Source organism: Pseudoalteromonas sp. Z9A5 (assembly GCF_011378875.1).
Classification (GTDB): Bacteria; Pseudomonadota; Gammaproteobacteria; order Enterobacterales; family Alteromonadaceae; genus Pseudoalteromonas.
The window spans coordinates 187,265-211,207 of sequence record NZ_WTLC01000002.1 but is presented as its reverse complement, the minus strand read 5'-3'; the positions used below and the strand labels follow the sequence as shown (position 1 = coordinate 211,207).

20 protein-coding genes and 1 other RNA gene are annotated in these 23,943 nt (G+C 39.5%); 7 read left to right on the top strand and 14 right to left on the bottom strand.

What is annotated here, in order from left to right:
* Positions 1-150 precede the first annotated feature (150 nt).
* Together ffs and GQR56_RS02530 are read right to left on the bottom strand one after the other, a co-directional pair.
* Positions 151-247, bottom strand: an RNA gene (gene ffs, locus GQR56_RS02535) — signal recognition particle sRNA small type.
* 138 nt (positions 248-385) lie between these two features.
* Positions 386-1,261: a DUF3014 domain-containing protein gene (locus GQR56_RS02530; RefSeq protein WP_166109039.1), complete on the bottom strand. Its 876-nt coding sequence runs from the start codon at positions 1,259-1,261 to the stop codon at positions 386-388.
* A 236-nt stretch (positions 1,262-1,497) separates the two neighbouring features.
* Between GQR56_RS02530 and GQR56_RS02525 the strand changes: the two genes are divergently transcribed.
* On the top strand, positions 1,498-2,643 hold the full coding sequence (locus GQR56_RS02525) for a patatin-like phospholipase family protein (RefSeq protein WP_166109038.1): 1,146 nt from the start codon (positions 1,498-1,500) through the stop codon (positions 2,641-2,643).
* 108 nt (positions 2,644-2,751) lie between these two features.
* Here GQR56_RS02525 and GQR56_RS02520 read toward each other — a convergent pair whose 3' ends face one another.
* Positions 2,752-4,725: a monovalent cation:proton antiporter family protein gene (locus GQR56_RS02520; protein ID WP_166109037.1), complete on the bottom strand. Its 1,974-nt coding sequence runs from the start codon at positions 4,723-4,725 to the stop codon at positions 2,752-2,754.
* A 134-nt stretch (positions 4,726-4,859) separates the two neighbouring features.
* On the opposite strand from GQR56_RS02520, the gene GQR56_RS02515 reads away from it, so the two are divergent.
* Entirely contained in the window at positions 4,860-5,756 is an 897-nt protein-coding gene (locus GQR56_RS02515) for a GGDEF domain-containing protein (RefSeq protein WP_166109036.1), read from the top strand.
* Between the two features lie 119 nt (positions 5,757-5,875).
* Here GQR56_RS02515 and GQR56_RS02510 read toward each other — a convergent pair whose 3' ends face one another.
* The 6 genes from GQR56_RS02510 to lpxB form a co-directional block, all read right to left on the bottom strand.
* Complete coding sequence (locus GQR56_RS02510) at positions 5,876-6,226, bottom strand: hypothetical protein (protein WP_024612384.1); 351 nt, start codon at positions 6,224-6,226, stop codon at positions 5,876-5,878.
* Positions 6,227-7,540: a tRNA lysidine(34) synthetase TilS gene (gene tilS, locus GQR56_RS02505; protein ID WP_166109035.1), complete on the bottom strand. Its 1,314-nt coding sequence runs from the start codon at positions 7,538-7,540 to the stop codon at positions 6,227-6,229.
* A gap of 138 nt (positions 7,541-7,678) precedes the next feature.
* Entirely contained in the window at positions 7,679-8,635 is a 957-nt protein-coding gene (accA, locus tag GQR56_RS02500; protein WP_024612386.1) for an acetyl-CoA carboxylase carboxyl transferase subunit alpha, read from the bottom strand.
* 16 nt (positions 8,636-8,651) lie between these two features.
* Positions 8,652-12,143: a DNA polymerase III subunit alpha gene (gene dnaE, locus GQR56_RS02495; protein WP_166109034.1), complete on the bottom strand. Its 3,492-nt coding sequence runs from the start codon at positions 12,141-12,143 to the stop codon at positions 8,652-8,654.
* 2 nt (positions 12,144-12,145) lie between these two features.
* Positions 12,146-12,748, bottom strand: coding sequence for a ribonuclease HII (rnhB, locus tag GQR56_RS02490; RefSeq protein ID WP_166109033.1), 603 nt, complete (start codon positions 12,746-12,748; stop codon positions 12,146-12,148).
* The gene (gene lpxB / locus GQR56_RS02485; protein ID WP_166109032.1) at positions 12,738-13,895 is read right to left on the bottom strand and encodes a lipid-A-disaccharide synthase; all 1,158 of its coding nucleotides are present in this window, start codon (positions 13,893-13,895) and stop codon (positions 12,738-12,740) included. The genes rnhB and lpxB overlap by 11 nt, the downstream gene beginning before the upstream one ends.
* A 300-nt stretch (positions 13,896-14,195) precedes the next feature.
* On the opposite strand from lpxB, the gene GQR56_RS02480 reads away from it, so the two are divergent.
* Genes GQR56_RS02480 through cydC form a run of 5 tightly spaced genes read left to right on the top strand, consistent with a single transcriptional unit; the run spans position 14,196 to position 20,604 of the window.
* Entirely contained in the window at positions 14,196-15,779 is a 1,584-nt protein-coding gene (locus GQR56_RS02480; RefSeq protein WP_166109031.1) for a cytochrome ubiquinol oxidase subunit I, read from the top strand.
* Entirely contained in the window at positions 15,776-16,915 is a 1,140-nt protein-coding gene (cydB, locus tag GQR56_RS02475) for a cytochrome d ubiquinol oxidase subunit II (protein ID WP_166109030.1), read from the top strand. The genes GQR56_RS02480 and cydB overlap by 4 nt, the downstream gene beginning before the upstream one ends.
* A gap of 12 nt (positions 16,916-16,927) precedes the next feature.
* Positions 16,928-17,092, top strand: a complete 165-nt coding sequence (gene cydX / locus GQR56_RS02470; protein WP_024612392.1) for a cytochrome bd-I oxidase subunit CydX — start codon at positions 16,928-16,930, stop codon at positions 17,090-17,092.
* Positions 17,082-18,869 carry a thiol reductant ABC exporter subunit CydD gene (gene cydD, locus GQR56_RS02465; RefSeq protein ID WP_166109029.1) on the top strand — a complete coding sequence of 596 codons (1,788 nt, stop codon included), beginning with the start codon at positions 17,082-17,084 and terminating at the stop codon, positions 18,867-18,869. The genes cydX and cydD overlap by 11 nt, the downstream gene beginning before the upstream one ends.
* On the top strand, positions 18,862-20,604 hold the full coding sequence (cydC, locus tag GQR56_RS02460) for a thiol reductant ABC exporter subunit CydC (RefSeq protein ID WP_166109028.1): 1,743 nt from the start codon (positions 18,862-18,864) through the stop codon (positions 20,602-20,604). The genes cydD and cydC overlap by 8 nt, the downstream gene beginning before the upstream one ends.
* Here the strand turns inward: cydC and GQR56_RS02455 are convergent.
* From GQR56_RS02455 to GQR56_RS02435, 5 genes are all read right to left on the bottom strand, one after another.
* Positions 20,601-20,987: a septal ring lytic transglycosylase RlpA family protein gene (locus GQR56_RS02455; protein WP_166109027.1), complete on the bottom strand. Its 387-nt coding sequence runs from the start codon at positions 20,985-20,987 to the stop codon at positions 20,601-20,603. The two genes, cydC and GQR56_RS02455, sit on opposite strands and share 4 nt — an antisense overlap.
* 153 nt (positions 20,988-21,140) lie before the next feature.
* The gene (gene lpxA, locus GQR56_RS02450) at positions 21,141-21,911 is read right to left on the bottom strand and encodes an acyl-ACP--UDP-N-acetylglucosamine O-acyltransferase (protein WP_024612396.1); all 771 of its coding nucleotides are present in this window, start codon (positions 21,909-21,911) and stop codon (positions 21,141-21,143) included.
* Positions 21,912-21,913: 2 nt separating this feature from the next.
* The gene (fabZ, locus tag GQR56_RS02445; RefSeq protein ID WP_024612397.1) at positions 21,914-22,366 is read right to left on the bottom strand and encodes a 3-hydroxyacyl-ACP dehydratase FabZ; all 453 of its coding nucleotides are present in this window, start codon (positions 22,364-22,366) and stop codon (positions 21,914-21,916) included.
* A 20-nt stretch (positions 22,367-22,386) separates the two neighbouring features.
* The gene (gene lpxD / locus GQR56_RS02440; RefSeq protein WP_166109026.1) at positions 22,387-23,415 is read right to left on the bottom strand and encodes a UDP-3-O-(3-hydroxymyristoyl)glucosamine N-acyltransferase; all 1,029 of its coding nucleotides are present in this window, start codon (positions 23,413-23,415) and stop codon (positions 22,387-22,389) included.
* 7 nt (positions 23,416-23,422) lie between these two features.
* A complete protein-coding gene (locus tag GQR56_RS02435; protein WP_024612399.1) occupies positions 23,423-23,941 on the bottom strand; it encodes an OmpH family outer membrane protein in 519 nt (172 codons plus the stop codon).
* Between the last annotated feature and the right edge of the window lie 2 nt (positions 23,942-23,943).

Genomic DNA, 23,943 nt, shown 5'->3' with positions numbered 1-23,943 from the left:
GTTTTTGTGTTTTTGTGTTTTTGTGTTTTTGTGTTTTTGTGTTTTTGTGTTTTTGTGTTTTTGTGTTTTTGTGTTTTTGTGTTTTTGTGTTTTTGAAAATATGTCAACTTATACTTCAAACAACACCCAAATGAGGAATTTGGGTGGCAGTCTTACCAGCCACATCTCGGCACACACGTCACAAACTGTGGCTGCTCCCTTCCGGGCCTGACCAGGTTCGCCTGCTAGTGTTGCGAGAGGACCAATAAGACTACCATTGAGGGCCTTGGTTGGCGCGGGAAGGATTATCTCTACTTTTGCTCTGTTATTCAAGGGATAATCGAAAAAGAAAGTGCGATTGCATACTTCATATACAATCGCGGTCATTTAAATTATTTTATGGTTACTATTTACTCTCTAACTGCGCTTTGATGTTACGAAGTGCTGCTTTTACTTTTTTCATGTTTTCTGGACCCATGCGTAAAAGTTGTTTTTGAGCAGCCGGTAAATCTTCCCATTCTGAAAACGCATACTGAAATGTGACTGAATCGCGAAGTAACGGCAAGTCACCTTCAGGCTCTGGCGTATCGAGTAGTAAATCAATTGCATCTTCTAGGGTTTGATTAAATTCGTCATCACCATAACCAATCTCAGTGTATGCATTGTTTATAAGTGGCTTGTACTCATCGTACATACGTACCGCTTGTGCGGCGCTCATGCTAGTAAATATTTTTACATACGGTGTATAACGCTCATAACTATTAGGATCAATTGTTAAAATATCACCTTCTGTTACGGTAAATTTCTCTTCTGGTTTTACTACTGGAGTGTGTTTTGCAGCAACTTTGCCTTTTGCTAGATTATCTATAAACACAACACCACGGCGAATTACATCGTCGGTTACCATTAAGCTCATTACTGAATCACTCAGGTATTCATCCATTTTTGCTACAACAACTGAGTCGCTTTCATCAAGTGTTGGTAATGGTTTTACCTCAGGTACTGGCTCGGCAGGGCGCTGAGTAGGTACGGCCATTTCAGTCGGCTTTTCTGGGGTTACTGATGGTGCATCTACAACGGGATCATTTTCTGGTTTAATCTCCATCATCGGCTGCTCTTCAACAGTTTGCTCTACTTCGGTACGTGTTGAAGTCTCGTCGCTTGGTTTTAGCAATACAAAGGCTGCCGCACATGCTACTACTATTAAAATAATAACGGCAAAAAGAAGATTGTTATTAGGTGGACGTTTTTGAACATCTGACGCTTCTGGTTTATCTGACATACGAACTCCATAAAAATTAAAATGCGATATCACTTAGAGTACGCTAAGTGGATTAAATTCATTCTACAAATAATAAAAATTACATTAATACATAATATGTTAGCTAATTAAATTAAGCACTAAAGTACTCTGCTATTAATGTAAAAAGTATAAAAGTAGTTATCCTTTGATTCTTCTAGCTTAAAGACTTACAGTTGATAAATAAAGTAAAGACGTAGAACAGTTTAATCGCCAATATGAAAATCAAACAAGTTGACCCTCAAAAACCTAAAATAGCCTTGTTATTAACAGGCGGCGGCGCTCGCGCTGCTTATCAAGTGGGTGTGCTTAAAGCATTAGCCCATAGTATGCCAAGAACTGCCCCGCTGCCTTTTAGAGTAATAAATGGCACATCGGCTGGTGCAATTAATTCTGCTGCATTAGCATGCTATGCATCTTGTGCGCATTTAGCCGTGCGAAAGCTTGAATCTGTTTGGAAAAACTTTTCTACTTCAATGGTCTATAAAAGTGATTTTTTTAGTGTGTTTGGTCATATTGCTCGTAATATTTTAACGAGCTTTCAGTCAGAACATATTAACCATCCACCAGCGAGTTTATTAAATAATCGCCCTTTGCGCGGTTTGTTAAACGAGATTTTAGATTTACATAGAATTGAGCGTAACTTACACCGTAACTATTTAGAGGCGCTTTCTATTACTGCATCTAGCTACACGACAGGTGATTCGGTAACGTTTTTTCAATCAAATACGCAAACATCTTGGCAGCGCGCTAAGCGTGAAGGTCGGGCGGCTCGTATTAATGTTGAACACTTAATGGCATCAAGTGCCATTCCTATGGTGTTCCCTAGTGTGAATATTCATAACCATTACTTTGGTGATGGCTCTGTGCATTTACTTTCACCACTGAGTCCATCAATTCATTTGGGCGCTGAAAAAATCTTTATTATTGGGGTCGAGCAACCAAGAGAGCTGCATCCTCCAGGTTACTCTCCGCACTACCCTGGGTTATCGGCTGTGGGCGGGCATTTACTCGACAGTATATTTACCGACACTATGCTCTCTGATTTAGAGCGGTTAGAGCGTGTTAATCGCACATTGGGTTTACTCCCTGCGCGCGATAAACATAAAGAGCTTAAGCAAATCGAAAGCTTTGTTATAAATCCTTCGCAAAATTTCAACGCAATTGCTGCACAATATTACGACGATATGCCTTGGGCTATAAAAGTACTCTTAAGAACAATTGGTGTTAAAAAGCATTCGCAATCGAGTTTAACCAGCTATTTATTATTTGAAAAACGCTACACCCAACATTTGATGCAAATTGGCTATGAAGACGGCATGGCGCAATTACCTAAAATGCGTGAATTTTTAGAGCTAGATTAAGTTCGTAATTAACTATTTAACCTGCACTCTGGTTAAGAGATTTCTTATCCACAGTGCAGGTTATTTAGGTAATTATTTAGGTAGCTATATAGGTAATAATTTAACTGTTTATTCTATCCCGTCGAGTAAAAAATGCTCTACCCGTTCAACTCGCCTTGGTTTACCTTGTAGCACTAAAACATCGTTAGCGAATAATGTGGTGTCCTCTGGTGGCGTATCTATCTCGTGCCCTTCTCTGCGCAATGCTTTTACGAGCACTCGTCGTTTAGCTAAATTTAATTCTTCAATTGTTTTGTTTACGGCAAATGCTTTGTCTGGCAAGGCAACTACATGTAAATATTCTAATCGGTCACTAGAGGTATCTTCGTTATCTTTAAAGTAGCCAGCATAAAAGCTTTGCATTAGCGGATAGCGATTACGACGTTCTTTACTTACTCGGCGCACAATTCGGGTCATTGGCACACCCGACATAGACAATACATGCGATACCAACATTAAGCTTGCCTCTAACGACTCAGGTACGACCTCAGTTACGCCTAACTCTTTTAAGTAATTAAGTTGGCTGTCGTCGCGTGTGCGAATAAGTATTTTAACGTTAGGCGCAAGTTGCTTTATTGCATCAATTACAACTTGAGCATGGTCAAACTCTGTAAAGGTAATAATAACTAAGCGCGCACGCTCTACTCCTGCACATTTTAAAATATCTTTTTGCTTAACATAGCCAAATATTACGGGCTCGCCTGCAGCTTTCCCTTCTTGTACAAGTATAGGATTACTTTCAATAGCGACGTAATCTATTGCCTCGGGCTTTAAAAATCGAGCAATGGTTTGCCCAACACGCGAAAAACCACAAATAACAACATGGTTACTATAAAGCGTACTGCTTTGAGGCTCACTCTCTATTGCCATACTAGGGCGGTCGAGTATGCCTAAGCGGTTTAAAATAAATGGCGTTTTATCAATTAAAAATGGAGTTAACGCCATTGAAAGCACACCCAATGCAATTAAAAATGATGCCTGCTCTGAATTTAATAACTCATGCTGCCCAGCAAGTGCTATTAGTACGAAGCCAAACTCCCCCATTTGCCATAGCATGATGCCACAGGCAAGCGAGTCTTGATTTCGCTCATGCATCAGCCGTGCACTTATTGTAACCACGGCTATTTTTAATATGAGTAAACCAAATAATGCACCAATAATAATTAAGCCATGATCCAACACAAATAAAATGTCGAGCTGCATGCCTACAGTTACAAAAAACAGCCCCATTAATATATCGCGAAATGGTCTTATATCAGCCTCTAACTGATGGCGATAACGGCTTTCTCCTAGCATCATACCGGCTAAAAAAGCGCCAAGCGCCATTGATAAACCAAACATGTATGTTAAAAACCCAGCAAATAAAGCCACTAATATAGTAGTAAGCATAAATAGCTCATCGGTACGTACTTGGGCTATTTCTTTAAAAACAATAGGCAGCACCCATTTGCCAATAGCCCAAAGCAGCATGCATACAAACGCCCCTTTAGTTAACGCAAACGCTAAAGCCCAGCCAATACTTTGCGTACCGCTTGATGCAAATAAAGGTAAAATGATAAGTAGAGGTACAACCGCGATATCTTGAAAAAGCAGCACACCAACGGCTAACTGCCCTCGTCGCTGATTAAGCTCACCCCTCTCTTTTAATAGCTTAACAACCACCGCAGTTGAAGAGAGCGCCATAATAGTGCCAATAGTAAAACTGGTGAGTAAGCTAAAATTTAAACAATATAAAATAATAATGAAGAGTAAGCTGGTTATACCCACCTGAAGTGAGCCCAATCCAAATACAAGATTACGCATTGCCATGAGCCGCGAAATCGAAAATTCTAACCCTAAACTAAATAATAAAAATACAATGCCAAGTTCAGCTACAAATTCTATTTCGTGCGTTTGCGCTAGCCAGTCAATACCATGACTACCCGCTAAAACCCCTGTCGCCAGGTAAGCTAAAATAGGTGGCAAACCTATACGCTTGAAAAACCATACAAAAAGTACGGCTGCGACTAACAAGCCAAAAATCTGAACATTAATGCTTTGCAAAAGTGACCTCATAATTTAATTAAAGCAAAGTACTGCCTTTTAAATACAGCAATTACCTATTTTAAAACCAATTTGAAATGTGGCATAAAAATCGCTTAGTAACTGCAAAGCAATACCCTCGGGGGAAGAATTTAATGGAAAATGTCCATATTTTGACACAACGTGTAACTGGTCGTGGTGATTTTTTGCCGTTTTCGGCTGAACCTACACGTATAGATGAGCCTGCGGCAACGCATGAGCTCGTTACAGAGTTACAAACTAGTTTAGTAATTGAAGATATTTTGGCTATATATGCAAAATTTGCAAAGCAATTAATAAATTTTTCAGGGTTGCAGTTCCAATCGACACTTGGCACAGCACAAACATCTGATAGCAACACAACAAGTACGCCATATCTTTATGATTTAACTATAGGAAAAGAACACTTAGGGCAGCTAATTTACTTTAGCCAATACCCACTATGTTCTGCAATTGAGAAAAAGCTTCGTGTTTTACATACTGCACTTGTTTATCCTCTTCGCAATGCGATGATGTATAGCCGAGTATTAAAGCTGGCTACAAAGGATGCATTAACAGGTTTAAATAACCGTAGCCAATTTAATGACATTCTATCGCAAAAGCTCGAAAATTGCCGCCGTTATCAACGCCCATTTAGTTTAATGCTACTTGATTTAGATAATTTTAAACAAGTGAATGACAATTACGGTCACAAAGTTGGCGACGACATGCTTAAAGTGTTTTCTGAAGTTTTGTGTACAAGTATTCGTGGCACCGATTCTGTATTTAGATTTGGTGGTGATGAATTTGCAATATTAATTGAAGATCCAGAGTTCACGACTAATAAAGCAGTCGCTGAGCGCATTATGCGCCTTGTTAGAACTTCAAGTATGATGTCGCAATACAAAGTAACAACCAGTATTGGTTTTACGTTGGCAAACAGCCCCGATTGCGAAAACGAAATATTCTCTAGAGCCGATAAAGGGTTGTATAGAGCAAAAGCGTCTGGCAGAAATTGCGCTAAAGCTTATTAATAGCAAAATAAAGTAAATTATATAGCCTAGCTTCCCCCGCTAGGCTTTTTTATAGATATAAATAAACGCATCAAACCGCCATTAATAGCTAATTAAAAATGATTCAATCTTAAATCTGATTATTTGGTATTAGACTTACCAAACATAATTTTATAAATTACTAGCGCAGCACAAAAACCAAAAAAGAAACCACTGATTAAATTAAGTAAGGCTGTAATAGTGGCTAGTGGCGTTAACAAAACTAAAAGTAGCGGAACACTCACACCTAAAATAAAAAACAAACCACCTTTACCTAACCAGTATGATAACAAAAGTGCTGCTGATATAACTCCACCTGCAATTGCATAGCCTAAGGTTATAATATTTAGCTCAAGTAAAACATTTGCTATAACAGCAATAATAACTGTAATTAGCATACCCATAGGTGCTTTATTTACTAACGACAAACCAACATGAGGTTGTTTACTCATTTATATACACTCCCAATAAATACCATTTTCATCAATATGTTTTGCACTTATAAAGTATCCAACAACTTGAACTAATTCTTCGTTATAAAAAATAAGCGGCACATTACCGCGCAGCCAAGGCGCCACCTTTGTGTCTTTAAACCAATGTTTTAGAGTGTTACTTCCTGGTTTTTTTAATGGCTTTATACGCGCACTATTACAGTTAAAACGCACGGTTACCTGTTCATTAGAGTTTGGAGGTCTAATTCCCTTACTTTTTTTACCTGTTTGTTTTTTAAGTAAACGACCATCAGCTAGCTTTAGCTCATTTTGGTTAAGCTCTGTATCGCTTAATTGCTCTGTTGCAATAACAAAGTATAAATACCCTTGATGACGTCGTATTTGTCCACCAGTTAGCTCAATAAGTATTTGAGCGTCTTTTTTAGCATCTACTGCCTGATTAATTATTTGTTCAAGTTGCTTTTGCGATGGCATAACTTGCGTAAACAGCGACAACCATGCACGCACTACGTTAGTGATTCTAATCGGTGTGAATGCTCTAATAGCACTTATGTTTAAAGCACTTTGCTCATTAATACACAGTGCTAAATCGGCCTGAGTATATTGTTCTAGTAATTCTTGTTGTTGTTGTAATAAATGGATACTGCGTGCGGTGCATTGCTCAAAACCAGTAAATCGTTGTGCTAGTAGTGGCACAACTTGTGAGCGTAAAAAATTACGATCAAAGCTTTCATCGCTATTAGAGTCATCGGTTATATGATCAAGACTAAACTGCGCTGCAAAAGCTTCTATATCACTGCGTTTTACGTTTAACAGTGGTCTAAAACATACGCGCCCACTTTGTAGCAAACGCTCTTGGTGCATTGCGCCAAGCCCTTTTAAACCCGAGCCACGCTTTAAGCGCAGTAAAAAAGTTTCTACTTGGTCGTTTAAATGTTGTCCGAGTAAAATAATACTGTTTTGCGGGCTTAGCTCATCAAGTGCTTTGTAACGAGCATCTCGCGCTTGGGCTTCAAGGCTCGTGCGCGGTTGCTGCTCTATACTTACTTTAGCAACCTGAAAAGGCACGTTAATATCGGCACATACATTTTGACAAAAATTTTGCCAATCATCAGCATACTGACTCAAACCATGATGAACATAAATAGCGAAAACTTGAATAGCAGAATTATCTGCTTTAAGCGTATTCATTAAATGCAGCAATACCACAGAGTCAACACCACCAGATAACGCCACTGTGAAAACGGTTTTACCTTGCTCTATATAACTATTTAGCGATTTTTTTAGTTGCTGGTAAATTGCTGATGTATGCATGTGTCCACACTTTAGGTGAGTTATACCAATTTGTATTAAATAAATAAGTAATGATTTAATAATTGGTAGTTATAAAGAACTCTGACTATTTTAAAGCAAAAAAGCCGCATAAGCGGCTTTTTTTAACATTTAATGAGTTTAGCAGTAGCCAAACGACATCAAACGTTTGTAACGTTGATCAAGCATTTCTTCAAGCGTAAGTGCTTGTAAGTCTGCTAAATCACGTTTAAGGCGTACTTTTAAATTACGTGCCATTGCATCGTAATTGCGGTGCGCTCCACCTAGAGGTTCATCAACTAAGTTGCTGATTAAATCTAGTTCTTTAACTCGCTCTGCGGTTACACCCATTGCTTCTGCTGCAAGAGGTGCTTTATCGGCGCTTTTCCAAAGAATAGACGCACAACCTTCAGGCGAAATTACAGAGTAAGTACTGTACTGCAACATGTTAACTCTATCGCCAACACCAATTGCTAAAGCACCACCTGAACCGCCTTCACCAATAACCGTACATATTGTCGGCACTTTAAGTGTCGCCATTACTTTTAAGTTACGCGCGATTGCTTCAGATTGACCACGTTCTTCAGCGCCAACACCTGGGTATGCACCCGGTGTGTCGATAAAGGTCATGATTGGCATTTTAAAACGCTCAGCCATTTCCATTAAGCGTAAAGCTTTACGGTAACCTTCTGGCTTTGGCATACCAAAGTTGCGTTTAATTTTTTCAGCCGTATCGCGCCCTTTCTGCTGACCAATAATCATTACTGGTTCACCATCTAAACGCGCTATACCACCTAAAATAGCCGGATCGTTAGCAAAAGTACGATCACCAGCAAACTCATCAAACTCCGTGAAAATACGCTCGATATAATCTCGAGTATAAGGACGCAACGGGTGACGTGCCAACTGTGATACTTGCCAAGCGCCTAGTTCTGAGAATATTTTCTCTTTTAACTGGTCGCTCTTCTCTTTTAATTTACTGACTTCCTCTTCTAATCCAAGGTCTAATTCGCCAGCGCGGCTTACATTTTGTAATTCTTCAATTTTCGCTTCTAATTCTGCAATCGGAAGCTCAAAATCAAGATAATTGAGGCTCATGCTCTAAACTACCTAATTAGTTAAATTCCAGTTCTACATCTTGCGCCGCCATTAGCGATAACTTATGAATCAAGTCATCACTTGGCGTAACACACCATTCGATCCCAAGAGTTAATTGCGCCAACGCATCTGGGCGTTGGTAATAAACCTTGATCGGACACGTTCCCATTTTGTAGGGTTCGAGTACTTTTTGTAATTTATCGAAGAAACCTGCTTCGACTTGCACCATGTTCAGCGTCATTTTAATCGCTTTTATACGTTTTTCACGCGCTTGAGCAATGGTGTTTATTTCTCTGGCGGTCATTGTAATACCACCAGAGAAGTTATCAAAGCTGACCTGTCCGGATATTACCAAGATATTGTTAACTTGAAGCATATCTTGGTACTTTTCAAACTCGTCTGAATACAAGCGTACATCAATGCGTGCACTCTTGTCATCTAAAGTTACTAAGGCCCAACGATTTCCTTTTTTATTAATTAATACCCTAGAGGCAATTACTAGACCTGCAGCCGTTGCAAATACATCGCGATTAGTTGGTTGTAAATCAACTATTTTTCCGCTGGTATAATGTTTAAGCTCACGTCGGTACTGATTAATTGGATGGCCAGTTAAATATAAGCCTAAGGTTTCTTTTTCGCCATCTAACCATTCGTTATCGGTTAAACCAACTGCTTTAATAAATGCTTGTTCTACTTCATCAGATTCAGTTGCTAATAAGCCAAATAAATCACTTTGGCCTAATAATTCAGCTTTATTGTGCTGATCGGCCGCGCGCATAGCACTTTTTAAACTCGCTAGTAACGTAGCACGCCCTGATTGTGTTTTATCGGGACCTAGTTTATCAAGCGCGCCTGAATAAATAAGTTTTTCGGTTACACGTTTATTTAAGCGTTTTAAATCAACACGAGCACAAAAATCAAATAGGTCTTTAAATGGACCCCCTTTTGCGCGAGCCTCTAAAATGGCATCTACCGGCGCTTCACCCACGCCTTTAATAGCACCAATCCCGTAAACTATTTCGCCATCAAGGTTTACTGTAAACTTAAACTCACCTGCATTTACGTCTGGCGGTAATAAGGTGAGCTTCATGTTTTCACATTCATCCACCAAAATAACGATTTTGTCGGTGTTATCCATATCTGCCGACATTACTGCTGCCATAAACTCAGCCGGATAATGAGTTTTCATCCACAGTGTTTGATACGAAACGAGCGCATACGCTGCCGAGTGAGATTTGTTAAAGCCGTAACCTGCGAATTTTTCTACCAGATCGAAGATTTTTATCGCTAGTTCGCCGTCAATGCCATTATTTCTTGCACCATCTTCAAACGTTGAACGCTGCTTAGCCATTTCTTCGGGTTTTTTCTTACCCATTGCACGGCGAAGCATGTCGGCGCCACCAAGCGTATAACCTGCTAATACTTGGGCTATTTGCATTACTTGTTCTTGATACAAAATAATGCCGTAAGTAGGCTCCAAAATAGGTTTTAAGCTTTCGTGCTGATACTGCGCATCTGGGTATGAGATTTCTTCGCGACCTAGTTTCCGGTCGATAAAGTTATCTACCATGCCTGATTGCAGCGGACCTGGGCGGAACAAAGCAACCAATGCAATCATATCTTCAAAGCTATCGGGCTTTAAGCGCCGTACTAAATCTTTCATACCGCGCGACTCTAGCTGGAATACAGCAGTCGTTTCGGCGCGAAGTAGTAACTCAATACTCTTTTTATCATCTAGCGGAATAGTATTTATATCGACTAGATTTTTACCTTGGCGCTTCATGCGCACATTGGTCATATCGACCGCCCACTGCAATATAGTCAGTGTGCGTAAACCCAAGAAATCGAACTTAACTAAGCCTGCGGTTTCTACGTCATTTTTATCAAATTGCGTTACCGGAAACTTACCTTCATCATCGCAATAAAGTGCAGCAAAGTCGGTAATAGTGGTTGGCGATATAACAACACCACCCGCATGTTTACCAGCGTTACGTGTACACCCCTCTAAAATGCGACACATGTCGATTAAATCTTTTACTTCGTTGTCGCCATCGTAGGCTTCTTGCAAGCGTGGTTCTATATCAAACGCTTTAGCAAGTGTCATCCCAGGATCCCCTGGAATCATTTTAGAAATACGATCGACAAACCCATAAGGATGCCCAAGTACTCGCCCTACATCGCGTATTACCGCTTTTGCAGCCATGGTACCAAAGGTAATAATTTGCGATACGGCGTTACGCCCATACAAAGCCGACACGTGATCAATTACTTCGTCTCGTCTATCCATACAGAAATCGACGTCGAAATCGGGCATTGATACACGTTCTGGATTCAAAAATCGCTCAAAAAGCAAGTCGAATTCAAGCGGATCCAAATCGGTAATTTTAAGTGCGTACGCAACTAACGAACCCGCACCTGAACCACGACCAGGTCCAACAGGTATATTGTTATCTTTACTCCACTGAATAAACTCCATTACGATTAAGAAGTAACCGGGGAATCCCATTTGGTTAATTACGCCAAGCTCTATATCAAGTCGCTCATCGTATTCAACGCGTTTTACTTTTCGATCTTCTTCATCGGGGAATAAAAACTGCAGTCGCTCTTCAAGACCATCTTCTGACACTTTAACTAAAAACTCATCAATCTTAAGTGAGCCAGTTGGGTAATCAGGTAAAAAGTAAGTCCCTAGCTGAACAGTTACATTACAACGTTTAGCTATTTCTACCGTGTTTTGTAAAGCCTCCGGTATATCACTAAACAACTCAGCCATTTGCTCTGATGTTTTTAGGTATTGTTCTTCAGAGAATCGTTTAGGCCTGCGTTTATCGTCAAGCGTGTAACCATCAAAAATAGCAACGCGAATTTCGTGCGCTTCAAAGTTTTCAGGTTTTAAAAACACCACTTCGTTGGTCGCTACAACAGGTAACTGCTCTTTTGTAGCAAGCTCTACCGCCATGTGTAAGTAGTCTTCTTCAAGCGGTCGATTGGTGCGAACAAGCTCAAGGTAGTAGTTGTCGCTAAAATGCTGCTTGTAAAAGCTAACAACCGATTCAATAACACTTGGGTTATTTTTTAGTAACGCTTTACCTAAATCACCGTCTTTAGCACCCGAGAGAATAATTAAGCCCGTTTTATGTTCCACCAGCCATTCTCGGTCAATAACGGGGCGATGAAATACATGCCCACGCTGATACGCTTTAGATATTAATAAGGTGATATTTTTATAGCCGTCATTATCTTTTGCCAATATGGTTAGACGACTTGGCTCATCAGGAAATTCAGGGCTGCGAACCCAAAAGTCAGCACCCACTATAGGTTTAATACCTGCGTTATGCGTAGCACCATAAAAACGCACTAAACCACAAAAGTTCATTTGATCGGTAATCGCAATGGCTGGCATTTGCAGCTCTTGCGCTTTAGCAACTATCGGCTTTGTTTTAGCAAGGCCGTCAACCATCGAAAAGTCAGAGTGAACCCTTAAATGAACAAAATCAGGAGCAGCCATGCTTAACCCTCACCATTGGCTTGCGCTAAAACACGCTGCACAGGTTTAAAGCTTTTACGATGCTCGTCAATCGCGCCGTACTGCTCAAGCGCTGCAAAATGTGCTTTAGTTGGATACCCTTTATGCCCTGCAAAGCCGTATTCTGGGTGGCGTTTATCAAGCTCAATCATTTCGTCATCGCGCGCTACTTTAGCTAAAATAGACGCGGCTGAAATTTCAGCTACTAAGCTATCGCCTTTAACAATAGCTTGCGCTGGCATAGTGAGTTTTGGCAAACGATTACCATCTATAAATACAAATTCAGGTTGTGTGCTTAATGCCTCTACTGCGCGAGTCATGGCGAGCATAGTTGCGTGTAATATGTTTAACTCATCAATTTCTGTTGGATTGCAGCGGCCATACGCATAGCACAATGCTTTTTCTTTTATTTCAATCGCAAGCGCTTGGCGTTTTTTATCCGTTAATTTTTTAGAGTCCGCTAAGCCAGCAATCGGTTTAGTAGGGTCTAAAATGACTGCAGCAGTAACTACATCACCCACAAGTGGACCGCGCCCCACTTCGTCTACACCGGCAATTAAGGCTACATTTGGTCTATCAATTTGCATTTATTAACTCCGCCACAGCGTTCGCTGCTTGTTCGCTGGCATTTAATCTAATTTTTTCGTGAATAGCTAAAAAGCGCGCTTTTAGCTCGATGTTATCTGTGTTGAGCATAGGGGTAAGCGCGTTCGTTAAATTAGTTACGTTGCACTCGCTTTGTAAAAACTCAGGTACTAATTCTTCGTCGGCTAATAAATTAGGCAGCGAAAAATATTTTATATTAAACGTAAATAAGGTTTTAAAAATCCAATAACTCAAAGGTTTTATTTTATAACCCACGACCATCGGTTTTTTATAAAGCATGCCTTCAAGTGTTGCTGTGCCCGAGGCTAATAAAATGGCGTCGGCGGCTTGCATGGCTAATTTTGATTGCCCATCAAGCAAGTTAACATTAAGGTCAGGCGCAGTGGCATTTAAAATAGCAGTAAACTGCGCTCTGCGTTTTTCGTTAACTAATGGCACTACAATTTTAAGGTTTGGGTTTTGCGCTTGCAGCTTTGCAGCTGTTTTAATATAAGTTTCGCTTAATAAGCCAACTTCAGAGCCTCGACTACCCGGTAGTAAGGCAAGCACTTTATCATCAAGGCTCAAGCCTAACTCTTCACGCGCTTTACTGTCATCGTGCTCAAGTGCTATATCGTCAGCTAAGGTGTGCCCTACAAATGTACACGGCACTTGGTGCTTATCGTAAAATTCTTTTTCAAAAGGCAATAATGCAAGCACTAAGTTAGTAGCAGCACTAATTGTATGAATGCGCTTTTCTCGCCAAGCCCAAACAGACGGGCTTACATACTGTACTGTTTTAATACCGGCATCTTTGAGTGGTTTTTCTATTCGTAAATTAAAATCAGGGGCATCTATACCAATGTACACATCAGGTGGGTTATCAATAAAGTGTTGCACTAGTTGTTTACGAATTTTAAGCAAACGCGGTAAACGACCAAGTACTTCTACAAGCCCCATTACAGAAAGCTCATCCATATCGAACAACGTTTTACAGCCCTGAGCTTGCATTTTAGGTCCTGCTATTCCTTCAAAAATAGCATCTGGGTATTGTTTTTTAAGTGATTTAATTAAGCCTTCACCTAAAATATCGCCCGACAGTTCACCTGCCACAATGCCTATTCGTAGTTGTTTTTGAGCTTTATTCATTTGATTTTATTTCACAAGTAAACCATGCGTTCATACGTATTAGTTTACCGTGTTTTAGTGTTTCAATAAACGCCTAAAAATAGTCGTTTTATTGTGCGCTAAATAATTCTGATCATTGTATATTTATAATACTGATGTAGCATGAATAAGACATTCGCTTTTACTAATATATGTATTGACAAAAATTGCACAAAAGTAAATAATATTACAAACTTTCAGTAATTACTGAAAGTTCATTAAGCTTTAACGTTGCCAATTGCTATATTGCCCTGTTAATCCGTCACTCTCAAGGAGCCAATAATGATAGATGAAACCTTTGTGGATCTATCGCGATTACAGTTCGCTGTTACCGCTCTCTTTCATTTCTTGTTTGTACCTCTCACTATAGGTATGACCTGGATCTTAGTTATCATGGAAACGGTTTATGTTATGACCGGTCGCGAAATTTATCGTGATATGACTAAGTTTTGGGGAAAATTATTTGGTATTAACTTTGCGATAGGTGTGGCGACAGGCCTTACCATGGAATTTGAGTTTGGTACTAACTGGTCTTATTACTCGCATTATGTGGGTGATGTTTTTGGGGCTCCCCTCGCTATTGAAGGCTTAATGGCATTCTTTTTAGAATCAACCTTTGTAGGTATGTTCTTTTTAGGTTGGGATCGACTCTCAAAGCGTCAACATTTAGGCGCAACGTTTTTAATGGCAATTGGTACCAACATGTCGGCGCTGTGGATTTTAATCGCTAATGGTTGGATGCAAAACCCAGTAGGTGCTGAGTTTAACTATCAAACAATGCGTATGGAAATGACCAGCTTTGCGGAGCTTGTGTTTAACCCTGTTGCACAAGTTAAATTTATTCATACTGTATCGGCAGGTTATGTAGCAGCGTCTATGTTTGTGCTTGGTATTAGTAGTTGGTATATATTAAAAGGTCGTGATTTAGCATTTGCTAAGCGCTCGTTCTCAGTTGCGTCTGCTTTTGGTTTAGCCTCTGTTTTATGTGTGATTTTACTCGGTGACGAATCAGGTTATGAAGTAGGTGAAGTTCAAAAAGTAAAACTAGCTACAATTGAAGCCGAGTGGCATACCGAAGAAGCGCCAGCTGCTTTTACCGCGTTTGGTTTTCCTGATTCAGAAGAGCAAGTTACTCATGCTGCGGTTAAAATACCCTATGCACTTGGGTTAATTGCTACGCGCTCACTTGATGAGCAAGTAATTGGTATTTCTGATTTAGAAAAACAACATGAAGTGCGTATTCGTAACGGTATGATTGCTTATGACTACCTAACAAAACTCAGAAACGGTGAAGACACACCAGAAAATGTTGCTAAATTTAACTCTATTAAAGACGATTTAGGTTATGGCTTGTTACTTAAACGCTACACACCAGATGTTGTAGATGCCACTGAAGAGCAAATTCAAAAAGCAGTTAAAGACTCATTCCCTAAAGTGGGTCCTATGTTTTGGTCGTTTAGGATTATGGTTGCCTGTGGTATGGCAATGCTAGCGGTATTTATACTTGCCTTTTACTACAATGCTCAACGCGTTATAGAACACAAACGTTGGTTATTATGGGCTGTAGTATTAAGTATTCCACTACCTTGGATAGCTATTGAATTTGGCTGGATTGTAGCTGAGTATGGTCGTCAACCTTGGGCCATATCAGAAATACTGCCGACCTTTTTAGCTACGTCGTCACTAACTATAAACGACATATTAATTAGTTTAACTGGGTTTATTATTTTTTATACTGGTTTAGCCATTGTTGAAGGTTGGCTGATGATCCGTTTTGTTAAGCTAGGTCCAAGCTCGCTGCATACTGGTAAGTATCATTTTGAATTACCTAATAACACCGCTGAAGATAAAGGAGACCAGTTATGATTTTTGATTATGAAACATTAAAAATGCTTTGGTGGTTGATCATTGGCGTGCTGCTTATTGGCTTTGCGATCACCGATGGCATGGATATGGGTGTAGCTATGTTGCTACGCCTTGTAGGCAAAACAGATTCTGAACGTCGTACGGTAATTAATACCATTGGTCCACACTGGGATGGTAACCAAGTATGGTTTATTACCGCAGGCGGCGCGTTATTTGCAGCGTGGCCTATGGTTTATGCAGCTGCATTTTCGGGCTTTTATTTTGCTATGATGTTAGTACTATTTGCTCTGTTTTTTAGACCACTTGGGTTTGATTACCGCAGTAAAGTAGACTCAAAACGCTGGCGTAATAACTGGGATTGGGGTCTGCTTGCAGGCAGCGCGATTCCAGCTTTAGTATTTGGTGTTGCTTTTGGTAACTTATTTTTAGGCGTACCATTTAATATTGATAACTTAATGCGTGTTAGCTACCAAGGATCGTTTTTTGGATTACTTAACCCGTTTGGTTTACTTGCTGGTTTAGTAAGTATCACTATGCTAATTGCTCATGCTGGTATGTGGTTACAGCTTCGTACAGCTGATGCAGTAGCAGATCGATCGGGGCAATATGGTCGTTATTCACTGATTGTATTTATTATACTGTTTGCAGGCGCTGGTTTTTGGGTTGTTAATTTAACGGGTTACCAAATTGTATCTATGCCTGATACACAAAGCCATGCAGACCCATTAGCTAAAGTAGTAACAACAGCCCAAGGCGCGTGGCTTAGCAATTACAGTGAACGCCCATGGACTATGACCTTTCCTATTTTAGCGTTTGTAATGGCACTAAGTGCGCTATTGTTTTCTAAATTGAACAAACCAGCACTAGGGCTTATTTCTACAAGTCTTATGCTAATAGGTGTAATTATGACGGCGGGTGTATCACTATTCCCATTCATTATGCCATCAAGTAATAACCCTAATATTAGTTTAACAATTTGGGATGCTGTATCGAGCCATAAAACACTCAATATAATGTTTGTTGCAGTGTGTATTTTTGTACCGCTTATTTTAACTTATACAACTTGGTGTTACGTAAAAATGTGGCGCAGAGTAACGGTCGAAGAAATAGAAAACAACTCTCATGGTAGCTATTAAGGAGACTAAACGATGTGGTATTTTGCCTGGATTTTAGGTGTACTTTTAGCCTGCACATTAGGTGTAATAAACGTAATGTGGTATGAGTTTCATCAAAATAAAGACAGCATTGCTGATGACGAACAAGTTATGCATGATTTATTAAACGATGCTAACAACACAAAAGATGACGACTAACCCCCGACCAGATCGCGCGCAGCAGCAATCTCTGCGCGCTTTTTTAAAGCGACAAAGTAAACCTGCGGCAATGTGGCTAAAGTTAAGCATTGCCTTGGGGACTTTTAACGCGCTACTTATGATTGCAGGTGCTTATTTACTGGCTCAAGCTATTCACAACGTTATGTTTGAAGGTAATAACTTAGCCCAAGTTACTCATTTATTGTGGCCATTAGCAGGTATTATTTTACTTCGTACTGTATTTTTGGCGTTAAGTGAGCGCTTAAGTGCATTTGCAGCACTTAAAATAAAATCGGCTATGCGTCAAACCCTCTTAAATAAGTTAGCCTTATTAGGTCCTAGTTATATAGAACAACATGGTCAAGGTGCTACTCTTAACACGCTGCATAATGGCGTAGAGGCACTACATGATTATTACGCTAAGTATTTACCGGGTGTTGCTTACAGCGCACTTATTCCGCTGGCAATACTGATTGTTATTTTTCCAACAGATTACAAAGCCGGATTAATATTTTTATTAACCGCTCCACTCATCCCCTTTTTTATGATTTTAGTCGGCTCTAAAGCCGAAGCACTTAATCAAAAACGCTGGAAACAACTCGCGGTATTAGGAAATTACTTTTTTGACCGAGTACAAGGGTTAACACAACTCAAGTTATTTAACGCGACTCAAATAGAACTAAAACAAATAGCCAAAATATCTGATGACTTTAGACACGCCACACTTGATGTTTTAAAAATCGCATTTTTGTCATCTTTCGCTCTTGAATTTTTAGCGACTATTAGTGTTGCATTAGTGGCGGTGATTATTGGTTTTAGATTGTTTTTTGGCACACTCGATTTTGCTACTGGCTTTGTTGTATTGTTACTAGCGCCTGAGTTTTATTTACCACTACGCCAATTAGGCAGCCATTACCATGCGCGCTTGCAAGGTATTAGTGCCGCTGCAGATATGCTAATTATTTTGAATGCGCCATTACCAAACGATGAAGCAATAGCAGTTAGTACACCGATAAATAATTTAGCTTTAAATACAATTAACTCAATAAGTATTACCGACCTTAATTTTATATACCCTGACAGTAACGAAGGTATTAAAAATATTAATTTAACATTGCCAAATAAGGGTCTAGTTGCCTTAGTAGGTGCAAGTGGTTCGGGTAAAAGTACCTTATTTGATTGCTTATTAGGTTTTCATCCTGAGGTTATTAATCATATAAGCATTAATGAGAACACACTTAACTCGTCGCAAATAAACCAGTTACAAAATAATATTGCGTGGATACCTCAAAAAGCGACATTATTTTACGACAGCATTGCCGCAAATATTAAATTAGCAAAACCTAGTGCAACCCAGCAAGAGCTTGAACACGCAGCGCAGCAAGCGGGTGCTCTTGAATTTATAAATGCCCTACCCGATGGCTTTAATACACTTATTGGTGAACAAGGTGAAGGACTTTCTGGCGGTCAAAAGCAGCGTATCGCGCTCGCCCGTGCATTTATAAAGCAAGCGCCAGTCTTAGTGCTTGATGAGCCCACAGCGCATCTTGATAGCCAAACAGAGCAACTTATTCAAAATGCTATTAATGAATATGCTAAAAACAATTTAGTATTAGTAATTGCTCACAGACTTAATACCGTACAGCATGCCAATAACATAATTGTTATGCGCGACGGAGAAATAATAGAGCAAGGTAATTTTAATGAGCTCACAAACAAAAATGGTGAGTTTACTAATTTATTAAAAACAGCCCAACAAGGAGTAGCGCATGACTAATTTTATTCGCTTATTAAAGCTTTGTGCTCCTCATTATAAGGCAATGTTACTTGGTACATTTTTAGCCACAATTACCGTGCTTGCCAATGTAGGTTTACTGGCTATATCTGGCTGGTTTTTAGCTTCTATGGCTGCAGCGGGTATTGCAGGCGTACAAATGAATTACTTTACCCCAGCCGGTACTATTCGATTTTTAGCTATTGTGCGCACAGCGTCACGTTATGCAGAGCGACTAGTAACCCATAACGCTACTTTTTTATTACTAAGTGAAATACGCGTTAATGTATTTTCTACACTCAGTAAATTAAATAATGTTGATTTAGCAATGAGCCGCAGTGCGGACTTAGTAAATCGCTTACAAAACGACGTAGATGCCCTTGATAAATTTTACCTAAACATATTATTACCTATGCTGGTGGCATTGTTAAGTGTGCCAATTATCATGCTATTTATGTCGGCTTATAATGCCAACGTAGCGCTAATTTGCTTTACTGGCATTGTGTTAATTGGTGTGGTTTTACCTGCATTACTCAGCGCTAAACTTAATAAGAACAGCCACAAAGAAACCCAGCTCAGTGCACAGCTTCGCTCAGAGTTGTCAGACACACTAACAGGACTCAGAGAGCTTAGTATTTATCAAGCGCGTTCGCAGCAACTTAATAAATGCGACGAATTAAGTGAGCAATATAACCAGCAGTTATTTATTCGTCATAAAGCACTGGCAAATACAGATGGTTTAAGCTTATTAATAGTCCAACTCGCAATGCTGGGTAGCATCGTTACTATCGTCCCTATGGTCTACACCAATACGATGGCTAATGTTGAACTAGCAATGCTCAGCCTTTTTGTTCTAGCGAGCTTTGAAAGCGTACTGCAACTTCCTAATGCTTTTATAGAATTACCAAATGTCTTAAAGGCAGCTGATCGATTATTTACGCTCGAAGATAAAGCAGCAAATTCATCTGTTAAAAATAGCGAAACTCTTACACAAAATATTGATACAAAAGGTAGCGCGTTAATACTTAAAAATATTCACTATCAATACGGCGATCAAAAAGCGTTAAACGATGTAAGCTTTGAGCTAAAAGCACAACAAAAAGTAGCCATTGTTGGAAGAAGTGGCAGCGGAAAAACAACGCTTGTAAATTTACTTACGGGTTTATGGCCGTTACAGCAAGGGAGTATTACTTTAAGTAATAACGGTGATCCTGTTAATTTACATTCATTAAGTAACGATACCCGTGCAAACGTTATTAATATTTTGGCGCAACAACATCATATTTTTGATGGTACGTTGAGTGAAAACCTTCGATATGCACATCCCAATGCAACTAAAGAGCAGATGATTGAGGCGCTGACACTTGCACAACTTGAACCGTGGTTTAATGATTTAAAAGCCGGTTTAAAAACACGACTAGGCACTGGCGGGCGCAATGTATCGCAAGGTCAATCTAGGCGCATAGCAATAGCTCAAGCTTTATTACAAAACCCTGCTATTTTAGTGCTTGATGAACCCACCGAAGGGCTCGACAATCAATCTAAACAAAGTGTAATGCACGCTATGATGCAGGTAATGAATAAAACGAGTGTGTTAACCATTACCCACGACCCTGCATTACTAGAGCAAATGGATAATATAATTTGGCTTGAAGACGGTAAAGTAGTTGCACAGGGGCTACATAAAAACTTGCTGAGTAATTATGCAGATTATGTATCGCTTACAACGCGCTTTTAGTCACTTAAAACAACCATTGATACATCAATAACGCCGACTTTAGGGTCGGCTATTTTTTTAAACATATCGCGAGATAGGTCAATAATTCGACCGCGCACATACGGACCTCTGTCGTTAATTCTTACCACGACCGATTTATTATTTGCTAAATTAGTTACTTTTACTCGAGTACCAAAATCAAGATCTAAGTGAGCCGCAGTAGCCGCTTGTTGGCTAAAACGCTCTCCATTTGCGGTTGTTCTACCATGGTATTTATCGGCATAAAAAGAAGCTTTCCCTACTTGAGTAAGCTCTCCAGAAGACGATTTAATAATTGGCTGGCTACTACAAGCAGCTAAAATTGAAAAACAAATAACAGTAAAGATTAACTTAGGTAAACGCATAGGATAGCTTTTATTATACAAATTAGGCGCATGTTAACCTGAGTAGACTGAGTATTGACTGAATCACTCCTAAATTTTAAGCAATAAAAAACCACCATCGATGTTATATCTGAGGTGGTTTTTTTATATCGAATTTGTATTAAGTGAAAGGCGTTATCTTAAAATACCGCGCTCTGAACTTTGAACAAAATCAATCATCAATTTAACAGCTGGGTACTTTGCAGCATCTTCGCTAAGTGACTTAATTGCCTCGTCAACACCTAAACTTTTACGATAAAAAGTTTTATAAGCACGACGTACAGCCATAATTTCATCACTTTCAAAGCCTCGGCGTTTCATGCCTTCAGTATTAATTGCAACTGGACCTGCTGGTATGCCAATAGTAGTAACAAACGGTGGTACATCTTTATTGATAGCAGAGTACATACCAACAAATGCATGCGCACCCACTTTACAAAACTGATGCACGCCAGAGTTACCCGCTAAAATAACCCAGTCACCTATATGTACATGACCCGCTACACTCGCATTATTAGCAAAAATAACGTTATCGCCTATTACTGCATCATGTGCAACATGGGTATAAGCCATAAATAAGTTATTACTGCCAATTTTAGTAACACCTTGATCCTGAGTTGTACCACGGTGAATTGTAGCGCATTCACGAATAACGTTATTATCGCCAATGATTAACGTAGTTGGCTCGTTGTTGTATTTTTTGTCTTGGCAGGCTTCACCTACAGACGCAAATTGAAAAATATGGTTACCAGAACCAATTGTAGACGGTCCTTTAACAACAACGTGAGATTCAATAATACAGTTATCACCGATAACAACATCATTGCCAATATAACTATAAGGACCAACTGAGACATTGTTACCCAGTTTAGCGCCAGGTTCGATTATTGCTGTTGAATGAATCACTATTAAAACTCTCTTCTAGCACACATAATTTCGGCACTACATACTACTTTGCCGTCGACTTTTGCTTCTGCAGAAAACTTCCAGATGTTACGGCGTTCTTTTAAAAACTCAACATGTAGATGCAGTGTATCACCAGGTATTACTGGTTTTTTAAAACGTGCATTATCAACAGCAGCAAACAAATAAAGCTCATTTTCGCTGCGATTTTCAACCGTTTTAAAACCAAGTAAACCCGTGGCTTGTGCCATCGCTTCTAATATTAACACACCAGGGAAGATTGGCTGATTTGGAAAGTGCCCAGTAAAAATAGGTTCGTTTATAGAAACATTTTTAATAGCATGTAGCGATTTTCCCGGTGTAAAATCGATAACACGATCAATTAATAGCATCGGGTAACGGTGTGGTAATAAAGCTAAAATTTCTTGAATATCAAGGCTATTTAATTCGTTTGCCAAAATAGCATCCTTATTAGTGTTCAACGTTGTGACTTAGCCAATGCTTCAAGCGCTTTAAGACGAGACTTCATATCTGAAAGGTTACGCAAGTGAGCAATTGATTTACGCCATTCTTTGTTAGTTGTATGGGGTATGCCAGATGAGTAAATATCTGGTTCGGTGATCGACTTAGTCACCATGCACATTCCGGTAATTATAGCACCATCGCATATAGAAATGTGACCATTAATTGCAACCATGCCGGCAATCTGACAATTTTTACCAATGGTCGTACTTCCTGCAACTACGCTGCAACCAGCAATTGCAGTGCCTGAATTGACTTCAACGTTGTGCGCTATTTGGCACTGATTATCAATAATAACGTTGCTATGAATAATCGTATCGTCAAGTGCACCGCGGTCTATAGTCGTACTAGCACCAATTTCAACTTTGTCGCCAATAGTTACAGAGCCAAGTTGAGGAATTTTAATCCACTGACCGCGCTCGTTAGCATAACCAAAACCATCACTACCAATAACACTGTTTGCTTGAAACAAACAATCAGAGCCAATTTTAACATCATGATAAATAGTTACACTCGGCCAAAGCTTAGTGCCAGAACCTATTTTAACACGTTCACCAATAAAACTGTTCGGACCAATTTGTGCGTTGTCACCAATAACAGCATCAGCTTCAACAACAACATTTGCACCAATAGCCGCACTCTTGCTTACAAGTGCAGTAGGGTGAATAACAGCACTAGAATGAATACCCGTCGATGCAGAACGCGGTGTAGTATCCATTAACTGGGCTAACTTAGCGTAAGTAACGTACGGGTTTGCAACAATGATTTTATTGCCATTAAAGTAAGGAGCATCGGCTGCGCCTAAAATAACAGCACTGGCCTGAGTTGTTTCTAGCTGAGGACGGTATTTCTTGTTCGCTAAAAATGCAATATGCCCAGAACGGGCATTTGCAAGAGTAGCTATTTTTTTTATTTCTAAAGCGCCATCACCTTGAAGTTCGGCGCTTAGAAGTTCCGCAATTTGCGAAAGCGTATAATTTTGCATAGATTGATTATTTCTTGCTAACAGCTGCTACTACTTTAGATGAAAGATCAGTTACTTCTTTAGGGTTAAAGTAAATAGTTGTATCTTTTACTTTAACTTCATCAAAGTCGCCATCTTTAGCTATATCTTCAATAGTTTTAATAATTAAACCCTGAACTTTAGCTAGCTCTTGGTTTTGACGTGTTTTAATTTCTTGCTCTAAAGGACGACCTTGTTCAGCAAGATTTTTTTGCATGCCTTGAATTTTATCGCGTAATGTATCTTTTTGAGCTTGGCTCATTGTTGTACTTTCGCGTTTAAATTTTTCAGCTTCAAAGCGAATATCACCTTGTAGCTTTTCAAGCTCTTGGCGACGCTCAGCAAATTCAGTTTGTAATGACTGCTCAATTTTAGCCATTTGAGGAATTTGCTTATAGATTTCTTGCATATCTACAATGCCAACTTTGTGTGCAAATGCACTCGTAGAAGTACCCATAACTAATGTTGCTAAAACAGCTACTGCCGTTGATTTAAATAATTTTTTCACAA